Annotated in this window: 16 protein-coding genes; 8 read left to right on the top strand and 8 right to left on the bottom strand. The window is 71.3% G+C overall.

Translation table 11 applies throughout. From position 1 onward, the window contains the following. Positions 1-208: 208 nt before the first annotated feature. A complete protein-coding gene (locus ACFYPN_RS20590; protein WP_358763467.1) occupies positions 209-1,432 on the bottom strand; it encodes an Ig-like domain-containing protein in 1,224 nt (407 codons plus the stop codon). Positions 1,433-1,672: 240 nt separating this feature from the next. On the opposite strand from ACFYPN_RS20590, the gene glgX reads away from it, so the two are divergent. The 3 genes from glgX to ACFYPN_RS20575 all read left to right on the top strand — a co-directional run bounded on the left by glgX (position 1,673) and on the right by ACFYPN_RS20575 (position 7,810). Next, a complete protein-coding gene (glgX, locus tag ACFYPN_RS20585) occupies positions 1,673-3,880 on the top strand; it encodes a glycogen debranching protein GlgX (RefSeq protein ID WP_389300254.1) in 2,208 nt (735 codons plus the stop codon). A gap of 148 nt (positions 3,881-4,028) precedes the next feature. Then, complete coding sequence (locus ACFYPN_RS20580; RefSeq protein ID WP_389299911.1) at positions 4,029-5,879, top strand: ABC transporter ATP-binding protein; 1,851 nt, start codon at positions 4,029-4,031, stop codon at positions 5,877-5,879. Beyond that, positions 5,876-7,810 carry an ABC transporter ATP-binding protein gene (locus ACFYPN_RS20575; RefSeq protein WP_358763473.1) on the top strand — a complete coding sequence of 645 codons (1,935 nt, stop codon included), beginning with the start codon at positions 5,876-5,878 and terminating at the stop codon, positions 7,808-7,810. Before ACFYPN_RS20580 ends, ACFYPN_RS20575 begins: the two co-directional genes overlap by 4 nt. 80 nt (positions 7,811-7,890) lie before the next feature. Here the strand turns inward: ACFYPN_RS20575 and ACFYPN_RS20570 are convergent, their stop codons facing one another. From ACFYPN_RS20570 to ACFYPN_RS20550, 5 genes are all read right to left on the bottom strand, one after another. Further along, positions 7,891-8,229 carry a hypothetical protein gene (locus ACFYPN_RS20570; RefSeq protein WP_358763475.1) on the bottom strand — a complete coding sequence of 113 codons (339 nt, stop codon included), beginning with the start codon at positions 8,227-8,229 and terminating at the stop codon, positions 7,891-7,893. Beyond that, on the bottom strand, positions 8,226-8,693 hold the full coding sequence (locus ACFYPN_RS20565) for a hypothetical protein (protein ID WP_358763477.1): 468 nt from the start codon (positions 8,691-8,693) through the stop codon (positions 8,226-8,228). The genes ACFYPN_RS20570 and ACFYPN_RS20565 overlap by 4 nt, the downstream gene beginning before the upstream one ends. Positions 8,694-8,932: 239 nt before the next feature. Continuing rightward, a complete protein-coding gene (locus ACFYPN_RS20560) occupies positions 8,933-9,427 on the bottom strand; it encodes an NUDIX hydrolase (RefSeq protein WP_358763478.1) in 495 nt (164 codons plus the stop codon). Positions 9,428-9,531: 104 nt separating this feature from the next. Then, positions 9,532-9,654, bottom strand: coding sequence for a hypothetical protein (locus tag ACFYPN_RS20555; RefSeq protein ID WP_358763479.1), 123 nt, complete (start codon positions 9,652-9,654; stop codon positions 9,532-9,534). A gap of 2 nt (positions 9,655-9,656) precedes the next feature. Beyond that, positions 9,657-9,899, bottom strand: a complete 243-nt coding sequence (locus ACFYPN_RS20550; protein ID WP_358763480.1) for a hypothetical protein — start codon at positions 9,897-9,899, stop codon at positions 9,657-9,659. A 104-nt stretch (positions 9,900-10,003) separates the two neighbouring features. On the opposite strand from ACFYPN_RS20550, the gene ACFYPN_RS20545 reads away from it, so the two are divergent. The 3 genes from ACFYPN_RS20545 (at position 10,004) to ACFYPN_RS20535 (ending at position 11,555) form a co-directional block, all read left to right on the top strand. Beyond that, positions 10,004-10,843: a helix-turn-helix transcriptional regulator gene (locus ACFYPN_RS20545; RefSeq protein WP_358763481.1), complete on the top strand. Its 840-nt coding sequence runs from the start codon at positions 10,004-10,006 to the stop codon at positions 10,841-10,843. Then, entirely contained in the window at positions 10,843-11,046 is a 204-nt protein-coding gene (locus ACFYPN_RS20540) for a DUF397 domain-containing protein (protein ID WP_389299905.1), read from the top strand. Before ACFYPN_RS20545 ends, ACFYPN_RS20540 begins: the two co-directional genes overlap by 1 nt. Positions 11,047-11,351: 305 nt before the next feature. Further along, positions 11,352-11,555 carry a DUF397 domain-containing protein gene (locus ACFYPN_RS20535; protein WP_358763483.1) on the top strand — a complete coding sequence of 68 codons (204 nt, stop codon included), beginning with the start codon at positions 11,352-11,354 and terminating at the stop codon, positions 11,553-11,555. Between the two features lie 173 nt (positions 11,556-11,728). Here ACFYPN_RS20535 and ACFYPN_RS20530 read toward each other — a convergent pair whose 3' ends face one another. Continuing rightward, complete coding sequence (locus ACFYPN_RS20530; protein ID WP_389299901.1) at positions 11,729-12,874, bottom strand: MarR family transcriptional regulator; 1,146 nt, start codon at positions 12,872-12,874, stop codon at positions 11,729-11,731. Positions 12,875-13,613: 739 nt separating this feature from the next. Between ACFYPN_RS20530 and ACFYPN_RS20525 the strand changes: the two genes are divergently transcribed. Beyond that, positions 13,614-14,030: a prevent-host-death protein gene (locus ACFYPN_RS20525; protein WP_389299898.1), complete on the top strand. Its 417-nt coding sequence runs from the start codon at positions 13,614-13,616 to the stop codon at positions 14,028-14,030. A 239-nt stretch (positions 14,031-14,269) separates the two neighbouring features. Here ACFYPN_RS20525 and ACFYPN_RS20520 read toward each other — a convergent pair whose 3' ends face one another. Beyond that, positions 14,270-15,703, bottom strand: coding sequence for a nucleotide sugar dehydrogenase (locus ACFYPN_RS20520; protein WP_389299896.1), 1,434 nt, complete (start codon positions 15,701-15,703; stop codon positions 14,270-14,272). A 1,035-nt stretch (positions 15,704-16,738) separates the two neighbouring features. On the opposite strand from ACFYPN_RS20520, the gene ACFYPN_RS20515 reads away from it, so the two are divergent. Further along, positions 16,739-18,781: a M4 family metallopeptidase gene (locus ACFYPN_RS20515; protein WP_358763487.1), complete on the top strand. Its 2,043-nt coding sequence runs from the start codon at positions 16,739-16,741 to the stop codon at positions 18,779-18,781. The last annotated feature ends 44 nt before the right edge of the window (positions 18,782-18,825 follow it).

Below are 18,825 nucleotides of genomic sequence, written 5' to 3'. Positions count from 1 at the left end.
GTCGAACATGCGCGCCTATCGAGAAGAGAACCACACGGCTCTCGGCGGAGAGGTCCCGCGGATGTCACCGTTCAGTCCCAAGTTCAGCCGGAACATGCGCAGGTGACACGGGGTACGGGGGTGCTCACAGGGCTGCCGCGGCAGCACGCCGGCACGGGGTCCGGCGGGAGAATCCGGCTCGGGGTCCGGCTCGGGGTCCGGCGCCGTCTCAGCGCACCGCCGAACCCGCCTTCCACCTCTTCCAGTCGAGGTTCCAGCCGCCGAGTCCGTTGTCCGGGGCGACCGTCCGGTCCTCGGAGTTGACGACCTCCACCACGTCACCGACGAGGGTGCGGTCGAAGAACCAGCCGGCCGGCGCGGACCCGCTGCCGCCCTTCTCGTCCCGCAGCCCGATGCAGCCGTGGCTGACGTTCGCGGAACCGAAGGTCTCCTCGGGCGCCCAGTAGTTGCCGTGCAGGAAGGTGCCGGACTCGGTGAGCCGGATGGCGTGCGGCACGTCCTTGATGTCGTACTCGCCGCCGAAGCCGACCGTCCGCCCGTCCATCCGGGTCACCTCGTGGAGTTCGCTGACCACCATCTTCCCGTTGTACGTGGTGGTCTTCGGCGCCCCCGCTGTGATCGGCACGGTGCTGACGAGCTCGCCGTCCCGGCGCACCTCCATGGTGTGCTCGGCCGCGTCGACCAAGGAGATCTGGGAGCGGCCCACGGTGAAGCGGACGCGCTTGTTCTGGCTGCCGTACACGCCGGGCGAACCCTCCACGTCCCGCAGCCCGATGTCGACGGTGACCACGGTGCCCGGCTTCCAGTACTTCTCCGGGCGGAAGTCGAGCCGGTCCTTGCCGAACCAGTGGCCGGACACCTCCACGGCGGGAACGGCGGTGACCTTGATGGCGCGCTGCACCGCGGCACGGTGGGTGACGGGGCTGCTGAAGTCGAAGGAGACGATCATCCCGGTGCCGACCGTCGAGCGGTGCTCCGGTTTGAAGTAGCCGATGAAGTGGTGCGCCGGGATGAGCGTGGTGAAGGTGGTGTGCCGGGCCGACCGCCGCCCGGCCCCGTCCACGGCCACCGCGTCGACGCTGTACTTCGCGGCGAGCCGGAGGCGTCCGGTACCGCCGGTGGGGGCCCACCGGCGGCCGTCCCCGGAGATCCGGCCGGAGATCCGGTCGCTCCGGGCGTCCTCGATCTGCGCCACCACGACGCTCTCCAGGTGCCCGTCCGGGACTTTCACCTCGATGCGGGTGGAGGCCGGGACGTTCTTCGCGCCGTCCGCCGGAAGGACCCGGATCACGTCCTCGGGGGCGCGGGCCTTCCCGTTGAGGAACGGAATTCCCCCGGTGCAGCCGGTCAGTACGGCCGCGAGCGCCAGTAGTCCTGCCCATGTCAGCACGGCGGCCGGACCGGTCCGTGCTCTCTTCGCTGTGTGAGTCACGCACCCCCCAACGACGAGGGTCGCTCCGGGGAAACGTGAGTGTGGGCCTCCCGGTGGGCAGAACAGGGGGGAGGACTTCACCGGGAGGCCGCGGCCGGGACGCCGTGCGCGTCTCCCGTCGTGCCCGTCCCCACGAGCCGCAGGAGGCCGGGAGTGTCGAGCGCAGCCGAGCAGGAAGCCGTGCAGGAGCCGGTACGACCGGTGCGCGCGGACGACGGACCATCGGGAAACACCACCCGTGTGCCGCACTCCGGTGCCCCCGCGGGGAGCCCGCCCGGGGTCGTGCCGCCGCCGGTGTGGCCCGGCGCGCCCATGCCGCTGGGCGCGCGGTTCAGAGTGGGCCCGGACGGGGTGGCGGGCACGAACTTCGCCCTCTGGGCGGGCGGGGCGGAGGCCGTCGAGCTCTGCCTCTTCGACGAGGCGGGCCACGAGACCCGGTGCCGGCTGACCGAGCTGACCCACGAGATCTGGCACGGCTTCCTGCCGGGGGTGCGGCCCGGCCAGCGGTACGGCTACCGGGTCCACGGCCGCTGGGACCCGTGGACGGGGGCTCGCTGGAACGCCGCGAAGCTGCTGCTCGACCCGTACGCCCGCGCCGTGGACGGCACCTTCGCGCTACCGCCCGAGGTGTACGGCCACATGCGGGACTGGCCGCAGCAGCACGTCGCCGACACCGTGCGCGACGAACGCGACTCGGCCCCGTTCGTGCCCAAGGGGGTCGTCGTCCACGACGATCTCCCGGGTGGTGAGGACGAATGGATGGACGACCGGCGCCCCAAGACGCCGTGGGCCGACTCCGTCATCTACGAACTGCACGTGCGCGGTTTCACCAAGCTGCACCCCGGCATCCCGCCCGAACTGCGCGGCACGTACGCCGGTCTCGCGCATCCCGCCGCGATCGAGCACCTCCAGCGGCTCGGGGTGACGGCGGTGGAGCTGCTGCCGGTGCACCAGTTCGCGCACGAGGACCATCTGCTCCGGCGCGGGATGCACAACTACTGGGGCTACAACTCGATCGGCTACTTCGCCCCGCACGCCGACTACTCCGCGAGCGGCACCGCCGGGGCGCAGGTCGGCGAGTTCAAGCGGATGGTGCGCGCGCTGCACGACGCCGGGATAGAGGTGATCCTGGACGTCGTCTACAACCACACCGCCGAGGCGAGCGAGCTGGGTCCGACCCTGTCCATGCGGGGGGTCGACAACCGCGGCTACTACCGGCTCCAGTCCGACGCCCGCCGGTACACCGACTACACCGGCTGCGGAAACACCCTGCACGTCGTGCAGCCGCACGTACTGCGGCTGATCACCGACTCCCTGCGGTACTGGGTGACGGAGATGGGCGTCGACGGTTTCCGCTTCGACCTGGCGGCGGCGCTGGCGCGCTCGATGCACGACGTGGACATGCTCTCCCCGTTCCTCGCGGTGATCGCCCAGGACCCGGTACTGCGGCGGGTCAAGCTGATCGCCGAGCCGTGGGACGTCGGCAACGGCGGGTACCAGGTGGGCGCGTTCCCGCCGCTGTGGACCGAGTGGAACGACCGCTACCGGGACGCCGTGCGCGACTTCTGGCGCGGCGCGCTGCCGGACGTGCGCGACCTCGGCTACCGCCTCTCCGGCTCCAGCGACCTGTACGCGTGGGGCGGGCGCCGCCCGTACGCCTCGGTCAACTTCGTCACCGCGCACGACGGCTTCACCCTGCGCGACCTGGTGAGCTACCACCACAAGCACAACGAGGCCAACGGCGAGGGCAACCGCGACGGCACCGGCGACAACCGCTCCTGGAACTGCGGTACGGAGGGCGAGAGCGACGACCCGGAGATCAACGCGCTCCGCCGCCGCCAACTGCGCAACCTGCTCACCACGCTCCTGCTCTCCACCGGGGTGCCGATGCTGGTGGCGGGCGACGAGATGGGGCGTACGCAGGGCGGCAACAACAACGCCTACTGCCAGGACAACGAGATCAGCTGGGTGGACTGGTCGCTGCTGGAGGAACCGGGGTGGCGCGGGCTGACCGAGCTGACCGCCCGGTTGCTGCGGCTCCGTCACGCCCACCCGGTGCTGCGCCGCCGGGCGTTCTTCTCGGGGCGGCCCCAGACCGCGGACGGACTGCGGGACCTCGCCTGGTTCACCCGGCACGGCGAGGAGATGACGGCCGAGGACTGGTACGCGCCCGCGGCGACGCTCGGACTCTTCCTCTCGGGGCGGGACATCCCGGGCCGGGACGCCCGGGGCGAACAGATAGTGGACGACAGCTTCCTGGCGATCCTGCACGCGGCGGAGGGTGCGGCCGGCTTCCGGCTGCCGGGACCGCCGTGGGCCGGCGCCTGGGAACTCGTCCTCGACACCTCGCTGGAGGACCAGTCGGCGGCGCCCGGCACGCTCCACACGGGCGGCACGGTGCTCACCGTGCCGGGGCGCTCGGTGCTGCTGCTACGGGTGACGGCCTGACGCCCCGGGGCTCCGTCCCTGCTCGGCGGGGGCGGGCCGGGTCGGGGCGGAGGCCCGGGCGGCGGCCCGGGCGGAGTCCCGGGCGGAGTCCCGAGCGGCCGGAAAACCCAGTGAAGGTTGTCAGTGGTGAAACATAGGATCACCCCTGATGCCCGAAAATCCCGCCGAACGCACGGACCGGTCCACCGTGCGTTCCCTCAAGCGCCTGTGGCCCTACCTCCGTCCCGTGCGAGCCCGTTGGCTCGCCGCCGCCCTCGTCGCCGTGGTCGCGTCCGGCCTCGGGCTGGTCATCCCGCTCATCCTCAAGTGGATGGTGGACGGCCCGGTGGCCGACCACGACCCGGGCGGGGTCTGGCTCGGGGCGCTGTGGCTGCTGCTGCTGGGCATCCTGGAGGCGGTGCTCTTCGGGCTGCGGCGCTGGCTGGTGGCCCGGCCGCTGGCCGGGGTCGAGGCGGGCATGCGGACCGATCTCTACCACCGGCTGCAACGGCTGCCGATGGCCTTCCACGACCGCTGGCCCTCCGGTCAGCTGCTGTCGCGCGGCACCACCGATCTGATGCTGGTGCGCATGTTCCTGGCGTTCCCGCTGACCTTCCTGCTGGTCAACAGCGTCACGATCGCCATCGGGTTCGTCATCCTCTTCGTCCAGGAGTGGACGCTGGGGCTGGTGCTGCTCGCCCCGGCGGTCCCGCTGATGATCCTCAGCTCCCTCTTCGAGTCGCGGTACTCCCTGGCGGCGCGCGCCGCCCAGGACCAGGTCGGCGATCTGACGACGGTCGTCGAGGAGAGCGTCCTCGGCATCCGGATCATCAAGGGCTTCGGCCGGCACCGCAGCCAGGCGCGGGCGTTCAGGGAGCTGTCGCACCGGCTGCGCTCCACCGAACTGACCAAGGCCCGGCTGCTGGCGGGCATCTGGGCGCTCATCACCGGGGTGCCGGAGCTGGCGATCGGTGCCGCGCTGGTCCTCGGCACCATTCAGGTGGCGGACGGCGACCTCTCGGCGGGGACGCTCGTGGCGTTCCTGTCGACGGCCCTCGCGCTGCGCTGGCCGGTGGAGTCGATCGGCTTCCTGCTCGCGATGAGCCAGGAGGCGGCGACCGCGACCGACCGCTACTTCGAGGTCATGGACGTGGCGGAGGAGAGCGGGCTCCCCGCCCCCGCCCTCCCGGAAGGAACCGAGACCGGGACCGGGACCGGGACCGGGACCGGGACCGGGACCGGGACCGGGACCGCCGGGATGGTCTTCGAGGGGGTCTCCTTCCGCTACCCGGACGCGGCCCCGGACTCCGTGCCCGTGCTCGCCGGGATCGATCTGCATGTCCGGCCGGGCGAAACGATGGCGCTGGTCGGCGCCACCGGCTGCGGCAAGACGACGCTCACCGCGCTGGTGCCCCGACTGCACGAACTCACCGGCGGCCGGATCACCCTGGACGGCGAGGACATCGTCTTGATGGAGCGGGAGCGGCTGCGGTCGCTGGTGTCGGTGGCCTTCGAGGAACCGACGCTCTTCTCGGCCACGGTCGGGGAGAACGTGCTGATGGGCGCGGACGGCGCCGACGAGGAGGACCTGAACCGTGCCCTCGACGTCGCCCAGGCCCACTTCGCGCACGAGCTGCCCGAGGGCACCGGAACCCAGGTCGGCGAGCAGGGGCTGAGCCTGTCGGGCGGTCAGCGCCAGCGGCTCGCGCTGGCCCGCGCCGTGGTCGGCCGGCCCAGGTTCCTGGTGCTGGACGACCCGCTCTCCGCGCTGGACGTGCACACGGAGGCGCGGGTGGAGGCGGCGCTGCGGCGAGTGCTGGAGGAGACGACGGCGGTGATCGTCGCCCACCGGCCGTCCACCGTGATGCTCGCCGACCGCGTCGCGCTGCTCTCCGGCGGCCGGATCGCGGCCGTCGGTACCCATCAGGAACTGCTGCGGGCGAACGCCGAGTACGCCTGGCTGATGTCGGGCGCCGAGAAGCCCGGCGTCACGGTAGCCGAGGAGGCCACGACCCGATGACCAGTACCACCACCGCGGGCACCCCGTCCGCCGACGACACCCCCTCCACCGGCACCCCGCTCCCCGGCGCCACCCTCTCCGGTACCCCGCCCGTCGGCGACACCCCGGGAACGGCCCGCCCCGGCGCCTCCCCGGAGGCCGGCGACGCCTTCGACCGGGACGCTCTGCCCATCCCGCCGGGCGCCACCCGGGCGCTGCTGGTCTCGCTGCTGCGGCCGATGCGTGCCCGGGTCCTGGTGACCGTGGTGCTGCTGCTCGTGCAGCAGGCCGCCGTGCAGGCGGGGCCGCTGCTCGTGGCGTACGCGATCGACCGCGCGGTACCCGCGTTCCGGGACTCCGACCACGGTCCGCTGATCGCGGTGGGCGTCGGCTACGCGCTCTGCGCGGCGGGCGGCGGCTACCTCCAGTACGCCTTCATCCGGGCTTCGGCCCGTATCAACCAGGACGTACTGCTGGACCTGCGCGGCCGGATCTTCCGGCACGCGCAGGCGCTGAGCGTCGACTTCCACGAGCGCTACACCTCGGGCCGGCTCATCTCCCGCTCGACGACGGACGTCGAGTCCCTGCGGGAGCTGCTCAGCGAGGGCCTGCAGGAACTGATCACCGTGGTCCTCTCCTTCGTCTTCATCTCGGGGACGCTGCTCTGGCTGGACTTCGGCATCGGCTCCATCGCGGTGGCCTCCTTCGTACCGCTCTACCTGCTGGTGAGGATCTACCGGGCGCGGGCGGGCAAGGCGTACGCCGTGCGGTCCACCGCCACGGCGGCGGTGATCGTGAAGTTCGCCGAGACGATGAACGGCATCCGGCCGGTGCGGGCGTTCCGCCGCGAGCGGTCCAACGACGCCGTCTTCGACGCGCTCAACCGCCGCCACGAGCGGGCGAACGGCGACACCCTGCTGGAGATGGCCCGTTACGTGGTCGGCTCCCGGCTGGTCGCCAACATCGCCGTCGCGGGCATGGTGCTGTGGGGCGCCTACCGGGTCGCCTCCGGCACGCTGGCGCTGGGTGTGCTGGCGGCGGCGGTGCTCTACCTGCGCCGGCTGTACGACCCGATCGACCGGCTGGCGATGTTCCTCAACTCCTGGGAGTCCGCCGCCGCGTCCCTGGAGAAGATCGCGGGCCTGCTCGCCCAGACCCCGTCCGTGCCCGAGCCGGCCGCCCCGGTGGAGCTGCCCGCCCTGCGCGGCGAGCAGCCGGGCCGGGAGGTCGTCTTCGACGGCGTGCGGTTCGCGTACCGCACCGGGGGCGAGGTGCTGCCGCGCTTCGACCTGACCCTGCCGGCCGGGCAGACGGTGGCCGTGGTCGGCTCGACGGGTGCCGGCAAGTCGACGCTGGCCAAGCTGCTGGCACGGTTCTACGACCCGAGCGACGGCCGGGTCCTGCTGGACGGCGTCGATCTGCGGGACCTCGGCACGGCGGAGCTGCGGCGCGGTGTGGTGATGGTGACGCAGGAGGCGTTCCTCTTCTCCGGGACGGTCGCCGAGAACATCGCGATCGGCCGCCCGGACGCGACGCCCCAGGAGATCGCGCAGGCGGCGAAGGCGATCGGTGCGCACGAGTTCATCGAGAGCCTGCCCGAGGGCTACGACACCGACGTACGCAAGCGGGGCGGCCGGATCTCCGCCGGGCAGCGCCAGTTGGTCGCGTTCGCCCGGGCGCTGCTGGCCGACCCGGCGGTGATCATCCTGGACGAGGCGACCAGCTCCCTGGACATCCCCGGCGAGCGGGCGGTGCAGCGGGCCATGGACACGGTGCTGCACGGCCGTACGGCGGTGGTGATCGCGCACCGGCTCTCCACGGTGGAGATCGCTGACCGGGTGCTGGTGATGGAGCACGGCCGCATCGTGGAGGACGGCTCCCCGGCCGAACTCATCGGCGGCGAGGGCCGTTTCGCGGGGTTGCACCGGGCCTGGCGGGAGAGTCTGGCCTGAGCGCCGGGCTCCGCCGCTCGGACCGGCCCGACCGGGGTCGGCCCGTTGGAAGGAAAGGCCCGTTGGAAGGAAATACGCGCTCAGTCGTGGAGCATGTCCACGAAGTCCCACGAGTGCCCCGGAGGATGGCCGCCGTACAGGTGGCAGGGGTCCTGGTGGATCGCGGGCAGCGTCCCGTCGGCCACGTGGCACGGCGGGGCAACCGCGTACGTGACATGGCCGGTGTCGGTCCAGTACGCCCAGGCGTCACCGTGCCCGAGCCCGAGACAGTCGAGGTGGTCCGCGTGGTCACCGTCGTGGTTCCGCGCGAGTTCGCAGGTCAGTGAGCGGGGCACGTCGGTCAGCATGTGGTGGTCGACCAGGTCGGCCCATGGCGCGTCCCGGGAGACGTTGCAGTGGAAGTGCAGGGCCTCCGTCACGGGGCTTCTCCCTGGTCGTCCACATGCTCGTCCGTCCGCTCGTCCGTCCGCTCTTCCAGGAGAGAGCGGACGGCTCGGCGGGCGGCCTCGTCCAGCAGGTCACCGAGCGGGTCCGTCACGTCCCAGGAATGACCCGGCGGGTGCCCGGGTGGCAGCGTGCACCGGTCCGCCCTGTCGGGCCGGCTGATCAACCACATGAGGGCACGGCACGAGCGGGACTCCTCGAACCTGACCGGGGAACCGGGGCTCCAGTACATCCAGAGGTCGATGTCGGAACCGTCCTCCGCGCCCCCGATGAAGGCGGCGTGCTCGACGTCGTCAGCGTGCTCGCCCAGCTCGCAGAGCGTGTACTCATCGAGTGAGGAGAGGTGGCCTGTGGGCTGCCCGGGTGCCCCTTCCATGGCGGTCAGGGCGACCAGTGCGTCGATCTCGGGGATACGGCGTACAGCGGTGCATTGCAGCACGAGAAGCCTCACGGGAGTGTCGTGAACAGGGGAAGCCCTGCCCCCACTGCGGGGACCAGGTGCAGCGGGGTGGGGCCGTCCGCCTGCTCCGGGGGCATCAGGACCGGCGGACGGGGCTTTACGGAGGGCCACGGCTCCTGGGGCTACGGCTCCTGGGATACGGCTCCTGGGCTACGGCCCTTGGGCTTACGGCGCCAGGAGGAGCCGATCGGGGCGGGCCGGGAGGCGACCCCAGGGGGTCATACGGCCACCAGACCGTTCAGCAACAACGGCTGCTGCCCGTGCTCGAAGGCGGCTACGGCCTGACGGACCCGCCGCGCCAGAAGACCGGCCGCGACCATCTCCACCTGGTCCATCGGCACCCAGCGGAGTTCGGCGACCCGGCCCTCGGCGCCCTCGGGGACGGCGACGCGGGCGGCTTCATCGGCGCTCAGCGTGCCCCCGTCACCGACGACGTTGAACCCGTTCGCGGAGCGGCTCCCCCGGGGTGCCGGGATCAGGTCGAGCGCGGCGAAGAGGACCACGTTCCGGACGAGGCCCGTCACTTCCGCCAGATCACGGGCGGCCGCCTCCGCGACGGTCTCCCCCTCGTACGCCACACCGCCGGGGAGAACCCACTCGCTCTCGCGGGGGGCCCTGACCAGCAGTACGGCCCCGGTGCGGTCGCGCACCAGGACGGTGGCGCCGACCCGCCGGGCGGGGGTCGGGAGTTCGATGTTGTCGGTCCGTGACATGGATCTTCCCTTTCTCTCTGCTCACAAGGGCCGCCGTCGATTCACGGGGCTTCCGTCTCACACGCGCCGGGCGCCCTGACGGCGCTCGGCGAGGCACTCGAAGATCAGTCGCGCCGCTCGACTCCGCCCGCCGCCGACTCGGCCATGTCCTCGGCCCGTTGGCCGCCCTGGCAAGCCGACCCTTCGACGGCCGACTCGGGGAGGGTGCGAGCACCCGGCTGCGGCACCCTCACAGCACCTCACCCCGACTCCGGGCGTTGCAGCGGGCGTTCTCGGCCCGCAGCCGCTCTATCGGGGTCGCCGGCCGGACGAGTCCGGGTTCGGCCTCCCATTCGAGCCCGCCACCGAGGGGGCGCAACGACCAGTAGGGGCCTGCGACTCCCCGGAACTCGCCGATACGGCCGTCGCGGCCGGTGTCCACCATCACCGTTCCGACTGCCGGCGGCGGAGAGGTAATACCGGGCACGACCATGACCACTCCTCTCTGTAGCCATTCCGCTACCAGGGGTGCTCAGAGTGGCCTATCGTTGAGATGTCCTCAACCCGCTGAGCACGAAGGAAGGGTTACGCGCGGACATGGTGAACCGGAGAGAGTTGAATCCCGAGGCGGGCCCGGAGGCGGCTTACGGCGCACGCCTCCGGCGCTTTCGGGAGGACCGAGGATGGACACAGGATGCGCTGGCCGCGAAGGGCGCATATTCCAGCAGGCATATTTCTGCGGTGGAAACTGCCCGCAAATCGCCAACCCTGGGCTTCTCAAGAGATGTTGATGCTGCATTCGGTACAGCGGACTCCACCGACTCGTTCGAACGCGAGTGGCGCGAGATCCGGCAGGGATCGCTGATCGAGGGCTTCCCGGAGTACGTGTCCCACGAGGCTCGGGCAGCAGAGATCAGGCTGTACGAGGTCGGGGTAATACCGGGCCTTCTCCAGACACAGGCCTACGCGTCAGCCATCCAAGGGGGCGAGGTCAGGCGCGGAGCGGCGACACCGGAGCAAGCCGAGGAGCGGGTGGCTTTGGTGGCGCAGCGGCAGGAAGTGCTGGTGCGACGCCGCCCGCCACTGGTTTTCGTGGTGCTGGATGAAAGCTGCATCCGGCGCCCCGTGGGTCCGCGGGGCGTCTGGGACGCGCAGCTAGCTCGCCTACTGGAGTTCGCCGACCTTCCGAATACCGCGCTACAGGTGGCGCCGTTCACCATGGGGGAGCGTCGCGCCTGCACCCTCCCCGTGACCGTCCTGACGCTTCCCGATCGCTCCCTGATGTCCTATGCGGAGTCGTCCCAACGCGGACACCTTGAGCGGGAAAGCCGTTACGCGCTGCCGATGTTGACGGCCTACCATCAGTTGCAAACCGAGGCGCTCTCCCAGGCGGCGTCTCTGGACATGATCGAGCAGGTACGAAAGGGCACCCCGTGATGACCGAGTCCCCCCGTTGGTTCACGTCCTCGTACAGCAGCGGCGGCGGGCAGTGCGTAGAGGTCGCTGTCAACCTTGCCGCGTCGCACAACACCGTCCCCGTCCGCGACTCCAAGAACCTGAGCGGCCCCGTACTGGGTATCTCCGTCACCTCGTTCGCCGCATTCGTGGCAGGCGTCAAGACCGAAGGGTTCGCCGGCTGACCGCCGAGCGCCCCCTGCTGCCGACAGCAGACAGCAGACAGCCCCACCGTGCCCGCGCGGTGGGGCTGTCTGCTGGCGGGCTCCTGCCCGATGCTCCTGCCCGAGTGGTCGGCCGACTACGCAGACCTCACGTTCTCGGGGTTCCTCGGCTGCCCGCCAGGTCCGCACCTCGCATGAGTGGCCGAATTAATGCAACACGCCTGCCACTGAACGCACTTGTCGACCTACCATCAGTCGCACGGCAAAGCGCTTTTCCAGGCAGCATCTTGGGGCCCCACTGGAACTGGCAGGAAGGGACACCCCTGATGACCGAATCCACCGAGTGGTTCACGGCCTCCTACAGCAGCAACGGTGGCGACTGCGTCGAGGTCGCCACCGACCTCGTCGCCACGCACCACACCGTCCCCGTTCGCGATTCCAAGAACCCGGACGGCCCCGTACTAGACGTCTCCGCCACCTCGTTCGCCGCGTTCGTGGCAGGCGTCAAGACCGGTGGGTTCAGCGGCTGACCCGGGACGCCGCACTGGAGCGGCTCCTCACGCGTTCCACGCCGGTGGGCGTGCTCCGGAACGTCACCGGCTACTGAGCCACCGGCCGCCGACCTGGCCGGCCGCCGACCAGGTGACCCAGAGGTGGGCACGCCCGAGCCTTTCCCCCACGCCACTCGACCCGGCGGCGCTGGTCACGGGGTCCGCATCAGGTTGCGGAGACCGGCGACAAGGGCCGGTACGTCGCGTTCGAGCTCGGCCGGGCCCGCATCCGGGTCGGCGGGTTCCGGGGTCTGGTGCGCGGTGCGGCAGGGGAGGCAGAGGCCGTCCGGGAGTGCTTCGGCACGGGCGGGGCGCCCGCAGTCGGTGCACTCGACCAGGAGCCCCCGTACCGGAGCGCTGGGGGCGCCCGGTCCCGGGACCGGCGGCGGGGTGGGGGTCGCGGACAGACGGGGCGGCATCTTGTCGGTGAGGCGGCGGCGCACCAGCCCCACCGGTGATCCGACCTGCTCGGGGAGCCCGGCGGTGAGCGCCGACGTCAGGTACCCGGCGTTGACACCCCGCGCGAACCAGGCGGCGGCGAGCGGCTCCAGCGCCTCGCAGTCCGCTGCGGAGAGCGTCAAGCGAGGCTCGCGGCGCCCGAGTTCGGCCAGGGCGACGTAGGCGGGAGAGGGGCCTGCGGTGGCCGGAGAAGCATCAGGAGCCGGTGGGGCGGCAGGTGGGGTGGCAACCTGCGCGCTGTCCGGCGCCGGGGGCTCCGGCAGGTCCGAGCCGGGCTCGGCCATGGCGCCTGCTTCCCCCGGCCGGTCCGAGGACGGAGGCAGGTCGGGGGCCGCTTCGGCGGTGCGCTGCCGGGGAACGTCCGGGTCGGTCCCCGACGTGGGGCCCGACGTGGGGCCCGACCCGGCGGAGGGTGCGCAGGACTGCTCGGACGCGGCGGCTTCACCTTCGAGACGGGCGGTCCACCACTCGTTGTCGTGGGCGGTGCGCGACCAGAAGGTGAGCGTCACCCACCGGCACGGGCCGTCCCCCTCTCCCCGCCTGCGTACACGCCGCAGGTGCCCGGCCACACCGAGAGCGCGCAGGGCGGTACCGATGGCCATCTGGCCGTACAGGGGCAGGTCCTTGGCCAGCGATTTGATGTCCATCGCGGCGCCATCGGGCAAGTGGTCGACGTAGGCGGCGACATACCGCTCACGCTCCGGAAGCGAGGCGAAGTCCCGCACTCCAGGCGCGACTTGGCCGGAGACGGACTGCTTGCCGTAGCCGGTGTTGGCCCTGCGGTACGGGCGCGAAGCTGCGGGGGCGGGCAGGTCGGAGCTAAAGTGCTGGGTAGCCACGAGATCGTCTTTCTTTAGGGTGCGATCTTTGGTGAGACCCCGGCCTGGTGCTACAACACCGCGTCGGGGTCGATTCGTTGAGGGCACCGTAAGCGCGCGTGACTCTCCGCCGCAACTCGCTCACCATTAGTCATACTTGCTGGCCGTGACGGGGTGGGAGGTGGGGAGGTTGCCCCAAACCCACCCACCTACCTCCCGGAAGAACAACACCGCTCGAATCCCGAACCTCGCATCCCGACCCACGAATCCCGAAGCTCAAGCGTCGGGCCGAGCGCCTCTTCCGGTCCCTCGAACGAGTGACAGGAGAGTGATCGACGCTCGAACCCCGAGACTCGGCACCCGAGACCCGAACCTTGAGACCCGGCACCCGAGTTCCGAGCCCGTACGCCCGTACATCCGTAGGGATGAGCGGGCCCCGGAGGCACCGAGCACCCCGCGAACGAGGCGAGCACCAACGACCGGAATGACAGGCGGGTCCCCGGCGATACGACCGATCGGCAGCAGTGTGCCGCGCAGCAGGACGGCGGCTCCAGCAGCAGACGCGGTGGGGGCGGCGTGGGCCAGGGAGGGCGCCCAACCGGCCAGGAGGTCGCTGGCCTCGGCGACGTGGCGGTACGCGGTCGGGACTCCGACATCGAAGCCTGCGGCGAGTTGGGCACAGGCGTGCCGCCATGCGCGGATGGGCGGCCGCGAGAAGTGAACCCCTGGCATCCTGAGGGGGAACCCGGAGGAGGCTGCCGTGCCCGCAGTGCACTACGAGAGCTACACCGAGGCACGCACGCACCTCAAGGATCTCCTCGACGCGGCCGGAGAGGGCCGAGTGGCGACGGTGCGCCGGGATACTGGCCGCGCAGCGATCGTGGACGTCGAGCGGCTGCGCCATTGCCTGTCACTGGCCTGCTCGGCGAAGACACAGGCTGTCGCGGAGTCCGGAGGTTGGTCGATCTTCGTCCCCGGGCTCCCGGTGGCAGCGGACGGCGCATCCTTCGACGAGGCCATCAGTGAAATGGTCGACGCTCTGCGTGCATATGCGGAGGATTGGCAGGACCGCTTGCGCGCCGCCCCCAACCATCAGGACCACTGGGGTTTGGTGCAGTTCATCGCTCTGAGCGACGACCCTCAGCTCACCGACTGGCTGGTCGGAACAGGCCGCTGAACCGACCGAAACGGGATCGTGGGCGCCATCCCTCATCTTCGAAGGGAATCCCAGTCTTCAGACCGGGAGGGAATTCGGTCCTGAGACCGGAGGCGCGCAGCGCCGGAGTGCTCTGCGCCGGAGTGCTCTGCGCCTCTGTCGGTAACGGTCAGCCACCAGGGCACGGCCCAGCTCGACCAACGTCCGGTTGACCTTGGCAGGGAGCAGCCGGACCGGGGCCACCGAGGAGAACAGGCTCCTCAGGGGGCGGTACCTCCCCCGGGTGTCGCCGGGGTGGTCGATCCGGTGGGCGAGGCTCCAGGCACAGCCGTGCCCGGCCCGTGCGCCTCCGCCCCGTGCACACCGGCCCCGGGCGCGGCACCGTCTCCGGCGGGTGAAGCCCCGGTGGCTCCGGGCGCCGCCCGGTACCTCCCGCCGCCTCCGTGTCCCCTGCGGTTCTGGGAGATGTCGAGCACGATGTGTTCGGGGCCGAGCAGGCTCAGATCGGTGCTGGGGTGCACGGTGTGCAGCACCACCAGGTCCCACCGCTGCTCCCACGGGTCGGTGACGCCGGAGAGCGTCCCGCCGCGCAGTTCCACGGAGGGCACCAGCGGGTCCGTGAAGGCGACCGTCGCCCCCCAGTCCGCCAGCAGTTCCATGATCTCCAGGGCGGGGCTCTCGCGGACGTCCGCCACCCCCCGCTCGTACGCGACCCCGACCAGCAGGACACGCGCTCCGGCGACCGGAATTCCCCGTGCGGCGAGCTTTGCCGTGATGAGCCCCGCCATACGGCCGGGGCGTTCCGCGAGGGCTCGCATGGCCGCGTCGACGACCGGCGAGGGAATGCGTTCGGCCCGCAACTGCCAGAGCAGGTAATGCGGATCGCACGGAATGCGGTGACCGCCGGCCCCGGGTCCCGGATAGAACGGCATGAAGCCGTACGGCTTGGTCGCCGCAGCGTCGATCACCGCGCGGGGTTCCAGTCCGAAAACGGCGCAGCTGTCGGCCAATTCGTTCGCCAGAGCGATATTGACGGCCCGGAACGTGGTTTCCCAGAGCGCGGTCATCTCGGCGGCTTCCGGACTTCCGACCGTGTGGACCGAGGGGGAGATGCGGGAGAGCACCGAGGCGGCCGAGGCGGTACTGCGGCGCCCGGCGCCGCCCACGACGCGCGGAGTGAGGTCCTGGCCGTGGCCGGCGCTCCCCGGGTCGGTCCGCTCCGGGGCGACGGCCACGAAGACGTCGGTCTCCGCCTTCATCCCCCGGGCGGCGAGTGGCGCGAGCAGGAGGTCACGGGTCGTCCCCACGTAGCTGGTGGAGGTCAGTACCAGCAGCTGCCCGGACACTGCGTGCGCGACCGCCGAGGCGCAGGCCGCTGCGAGCATCCCGAGGTCGGGTGCCTGATGGCGGTCGACGGGGGTGGGAACGCAGATCATCACGGTGTCCGCCCAGGCCGAAGCCCGGGGGTCGTCGGTGAGCAGGAAGGCGCTGTCGTGCAGCGCGTCCGTCAGCCGTTCCCGGTCCCGGGGCCCCAGGTCCACGGCGCCCGCGCGGATGTCGCGCAGCCGGTCCGCGCCGATGTCGATCCCGATCACCCGCACCCCCGACGCCCGTAGCGCCAGGGCCGTCGGCAGGCCCACGTACCCCAGCCCGATCACGGCGACGGCGCGTCCGTGACGTTGTGCCCGGGACATCGGGAGGCGGAGCGGAGCGTCGTCGTCCGCCGATCCGAAGGGGCCTGGCGGTGCCGCCCGGCCTGGACCTTCCGCCGAATGAGCGGGCGTCGAGGAAATCCGGTCGGATTCGGTACGCCCCTGCACGGGAACGCCCTCCGCCGAGGCGAGGGGCGTCGGATGTTCCGGGCCGGGGGGCGCGCCCGGTTCGACCGGGGTCTGTTGTTCTCCTGTCACCACTCAAGGAATCGTGCACGATCCACCACGAAAGACAGGGACGGACACGGCACGACAGCACGATCGGGGTGGCGTCCTTTCCCCGGACATCGCGTGACGGGGAATTCACCTTCGTGCCACAGGAATTCGGCTGTGGAAAGTGCGTACGACCGCGCGACACCAGGCATTCGACATGCGGGCACCCGCGCGACACTCGCACACGCCCACACGCCCATACACCCACACGCCCACACGGCACTTCCCGGCCACGCCCCCACCGCGCCCCACCGCGCCCCGCCGTCCCGCCGCTACCGCGCACCGCGGAAGACGCGCCCACCCGTAGCGACGTCGCGCGGCTTCGGCGCCCCCGGCCCGTCCCGCACGGGACCGCTCCGTCCGAGGACTCCGCCGGCTCCGTCCGCCGGTTCCGCCCGACAGCTCCACCCGACCGCTCCACCCGACCGCTCCGTCCGACCGCTCCGTCCGACGACTCCGGCCGGGTTTCGCATGGCCGGTTATGAGCCATGCGCCCCGCGCGTCTCACCACGTGAGCCGACGCCCTCCACCCCCGAAATTTTCGAACACCCCGTATGCGGCCGCAGACCGCCATTCTCGGTGGTTACGGCGCTGGGCGGTCGGCGGGTGTACTCGCGGGCAAGATCGACGAAACGTCCGCTTAACGAACACCGACCACCCGGCAACGAACGAATTCTGGCCAATTCATTGACGCGCTCCTGACAGGGACACGCTGCGACTGACACTCTTCCGTCGTTCCGCGCACCGCCTGCACCGCCGACCGGGCCACCGCCCGCCGGTACCCCCCTCGCAGAAGGAGTCCGCGTGAGACTCACGCACAGCCGTCGCACCACCGCGACCGGCGCCCTGATAGCCGCGGCGGCCCTGGTCGCCGTCGGAGTCACCTCCCCCTCGGCGATCGCCACCCCCGCCTCGGCCCCGGCGTCACCCGTCGCGGGCAAGGTCAATCCGGGTGCGCTGCCGGAGGCCCTCTCCCCCGCCGCCCGCGCCGCCCTGATCGCCAAGGCCGACGCCGGCAAGGCCGCCACAGCCAAGGAACTCGGGCTCGGCGCCACGGAGAAGCTCGTCGTCCGTGACGTCGTCAAGGACGTCGACGGCACGGTGCACACCCGCTACGAGCGCACCCTCGACGGGCTGCCGGTGCTCGGTGGCGACCTCGTCGTCTCCGAGAGCGCGGCCGGCGCGACCGAGTCGGTCACCAAGGCTTCCCGTGCCACCACCGCTCAGCTGAAGGCCGTGAACACGGTCGCCGGCATCGCCCCGGCCGCCGCCGAGAAGCAGGCTCTCGGCGCGGCCTCGGCGGACGGTTCCAAGGCCACCGCGGCGAGCAAGGCCCCGCGCAAGATCGTCTGGCTGGCGGACGGCACCCCGAAGCTCGCCTTCGAGACGGTGGTAGGCGGCCTCCAGGAGGACGGCACCCCGAACGAGCTGCACGTCGTCACGGACGCCACCTCGGGCGCCAAGCTCTTCGAGTGGCAGGGCATCGAGACCGGTACCGGCAACACGCAGTACAGCGGCACCGTCACCCTCGGCACCTCGGGGACCACGGGCTCGTACAACCTCACGGACACCACGCGCGGCAGCCACAAGACGTACAACCTGAACCACGCCACCTCGTCCGGCACCGGAACGCTCTTCACCGGCGCCGACGACGTCTGGGGCAACGGGGTCGGCACGAACACCGAGACCGCCGCCGCCGACGCCCACTACGGCGCGGCCGAGACGTGGGACTACTACAAGAACGTCCACGGCCGCACCGGCATCAAGGGCAACGGCGTCGCCGCCTACTCCCGCGTCCACTACGGCAACAACTACGTCAACGCCTTCTGGACCGACAGCTGCTTCTGCATGACGTACGGCGACGGGTCGGGCAACGCCGCCCCGCTGACCTCGCTGGACGTCGCGGCCCACGAGATGTCGCACGGCGTCACCGCGGCCACCGCCGGGCTGGTCTACAGCGGCGAGTCCGGTGGCCTCAACGAGGCGACCAGTGACATCTTCGCGGCGGGCGTGGAGTTCTACTCCAACACCGCGGCCGACCCGGGCGACTACCTCGTCGGCGAGAAGATCGACATCAACGGCGACGGCACCCCGCTGCGCTACATGGACAAGCCGAGCAAGGACGGCGGCTCGTACGACTCGTGGTACTCGGGCATCGGCAGCTCCGACGTCCACTACTCCTCGGGCCCGGCGAACCACTTCTTCTACCTGCTCTCCGAGGGCAGCGGCGCCAAGACCGTCAACGGCGTCTCGTACAACTCCCCGACCTCGGACGGCCTCCCCGTCACCGGCATCGGCCGCGACAAGGCCCTGCAGATCTGGTACCGGGCGCTCACCACGAAGTTCACCACCACGACCAACTACGCCTCCGCGCGTACCGGTACCCTCGCCGCCGCCGGTGAGCTCTACGGCACGACGAGCGCCGAGTACACCGCGGTGGCCAACGCCTGGGCCGGCATCAACGTCGGTACCCGCCCGGGTGGCACCACGCCCCCCACCGGGACGGTCTTCACCAACAGCACCGCCGTCTCGATCCCGGACGCCGGCGCCGCCGTCACCAGCTCGATCACCGTCTCCGGCATCACCGGCAACGCCCCGAGCACCCTCCAGGTCGGCGTGGACATCACCCACACCTGGCGCGGTGACCTGGTCGTCGACCTCGTCGGCCCGAACGGGACCTCGTACCGGCTGAAGAACTCCTCGTCGAGCGACTCGGCCGACAACGTGGTGGCGACCTACACGGTCAACGCCTCGGCGCAGGTCGCCAACGGTGTCTGGAAGCTGAAGGTGCAGGACGTCGCCTCGGGCGACACCGGCAAGATCAACAGCTTCAAGCTCACCTTCTGACGCGCTCCGCCCCTGGATGACCCGGGCCGGCTCCGGACCGGCTC

The sequence above is a fragment of the Streptomyces sp. NPDC005576 genome, assembly GCF_042871745.1.
Classification (GTDB): Bacteria; Actinomycetota; Actinomycetes; order Streptomycetales; family Streptomycetaceae; genus Streptomyces.
Note: the sequence above shows the minus strand (reverse complement) of the source record. Positions and strands in the feature narration are given on the sequence as shown.

What these genes read in the sequence shown, in the direction of transcription:
- ACFYPN_RS20520 (WP_389299896.1), bottom strand. Translation starts at nt 15,703, where the DNA reads ATGTCCCGGGCACAACGTCACGGACGCGCCGTCGCCGTGATCGGGCTG.
- ACFYPN_RS20535 (WP_358763483.1), top strand. Translation starts at nt 11,352, where the DNA reads ATGACCGAATCCACCGAGTGGTTCACGGCCTCCTACAGCAGCAACGGT.
- ACFYPN_RS20545 (WP_358763481.1), top strand. Translation starts at nt 10,004, where the DNA reads ATGGTGAACCGGAGAGAGTTGAATCCCGAGGCGGGCCCGGAGGCGGCT.
- ACFYPN_RS20580 (WP_389299911.1), top strand. Translation starts at nt 4,029, where the DNA reads ATGCCCGAAAATCCCGCCGAACGCACGGACCGGTCCACCGTGCGTTCC.
- ACFYPN_RS20560 (WP_358763478.1), bottom strand. Translation starts at nt 9,427, where the DNA reads ATGTCACGGACCGACAACATCGAACTCCCGACCCCCGCCCGGCGGGTC.
- ACFYPN_RS20550 (WP_358763480.1), bottom strand. Translation starts at nt 9,899, where the DNA reads ATGGTCGTGCCCGGTATTACCTCTCCGCCGCCGGCAGTCGGAACGGTG.
- ACFYPN_RS20575 (WP_358763473.1), top strand. Translation starts at nt 5,876, where the DNA reads ATGACCAGTACCACCACCGCGGGCACCCCGTCCGCCGACGACACCCCC.
- ACFYPN_RS20540 (WP_389299905.1), top strand. Translation starts at nt 10,843, where the DNA reads ATGACCGAGTCCCCCCGTTGGTTCACGTCCTCGTACAGCAGCGGCGGC.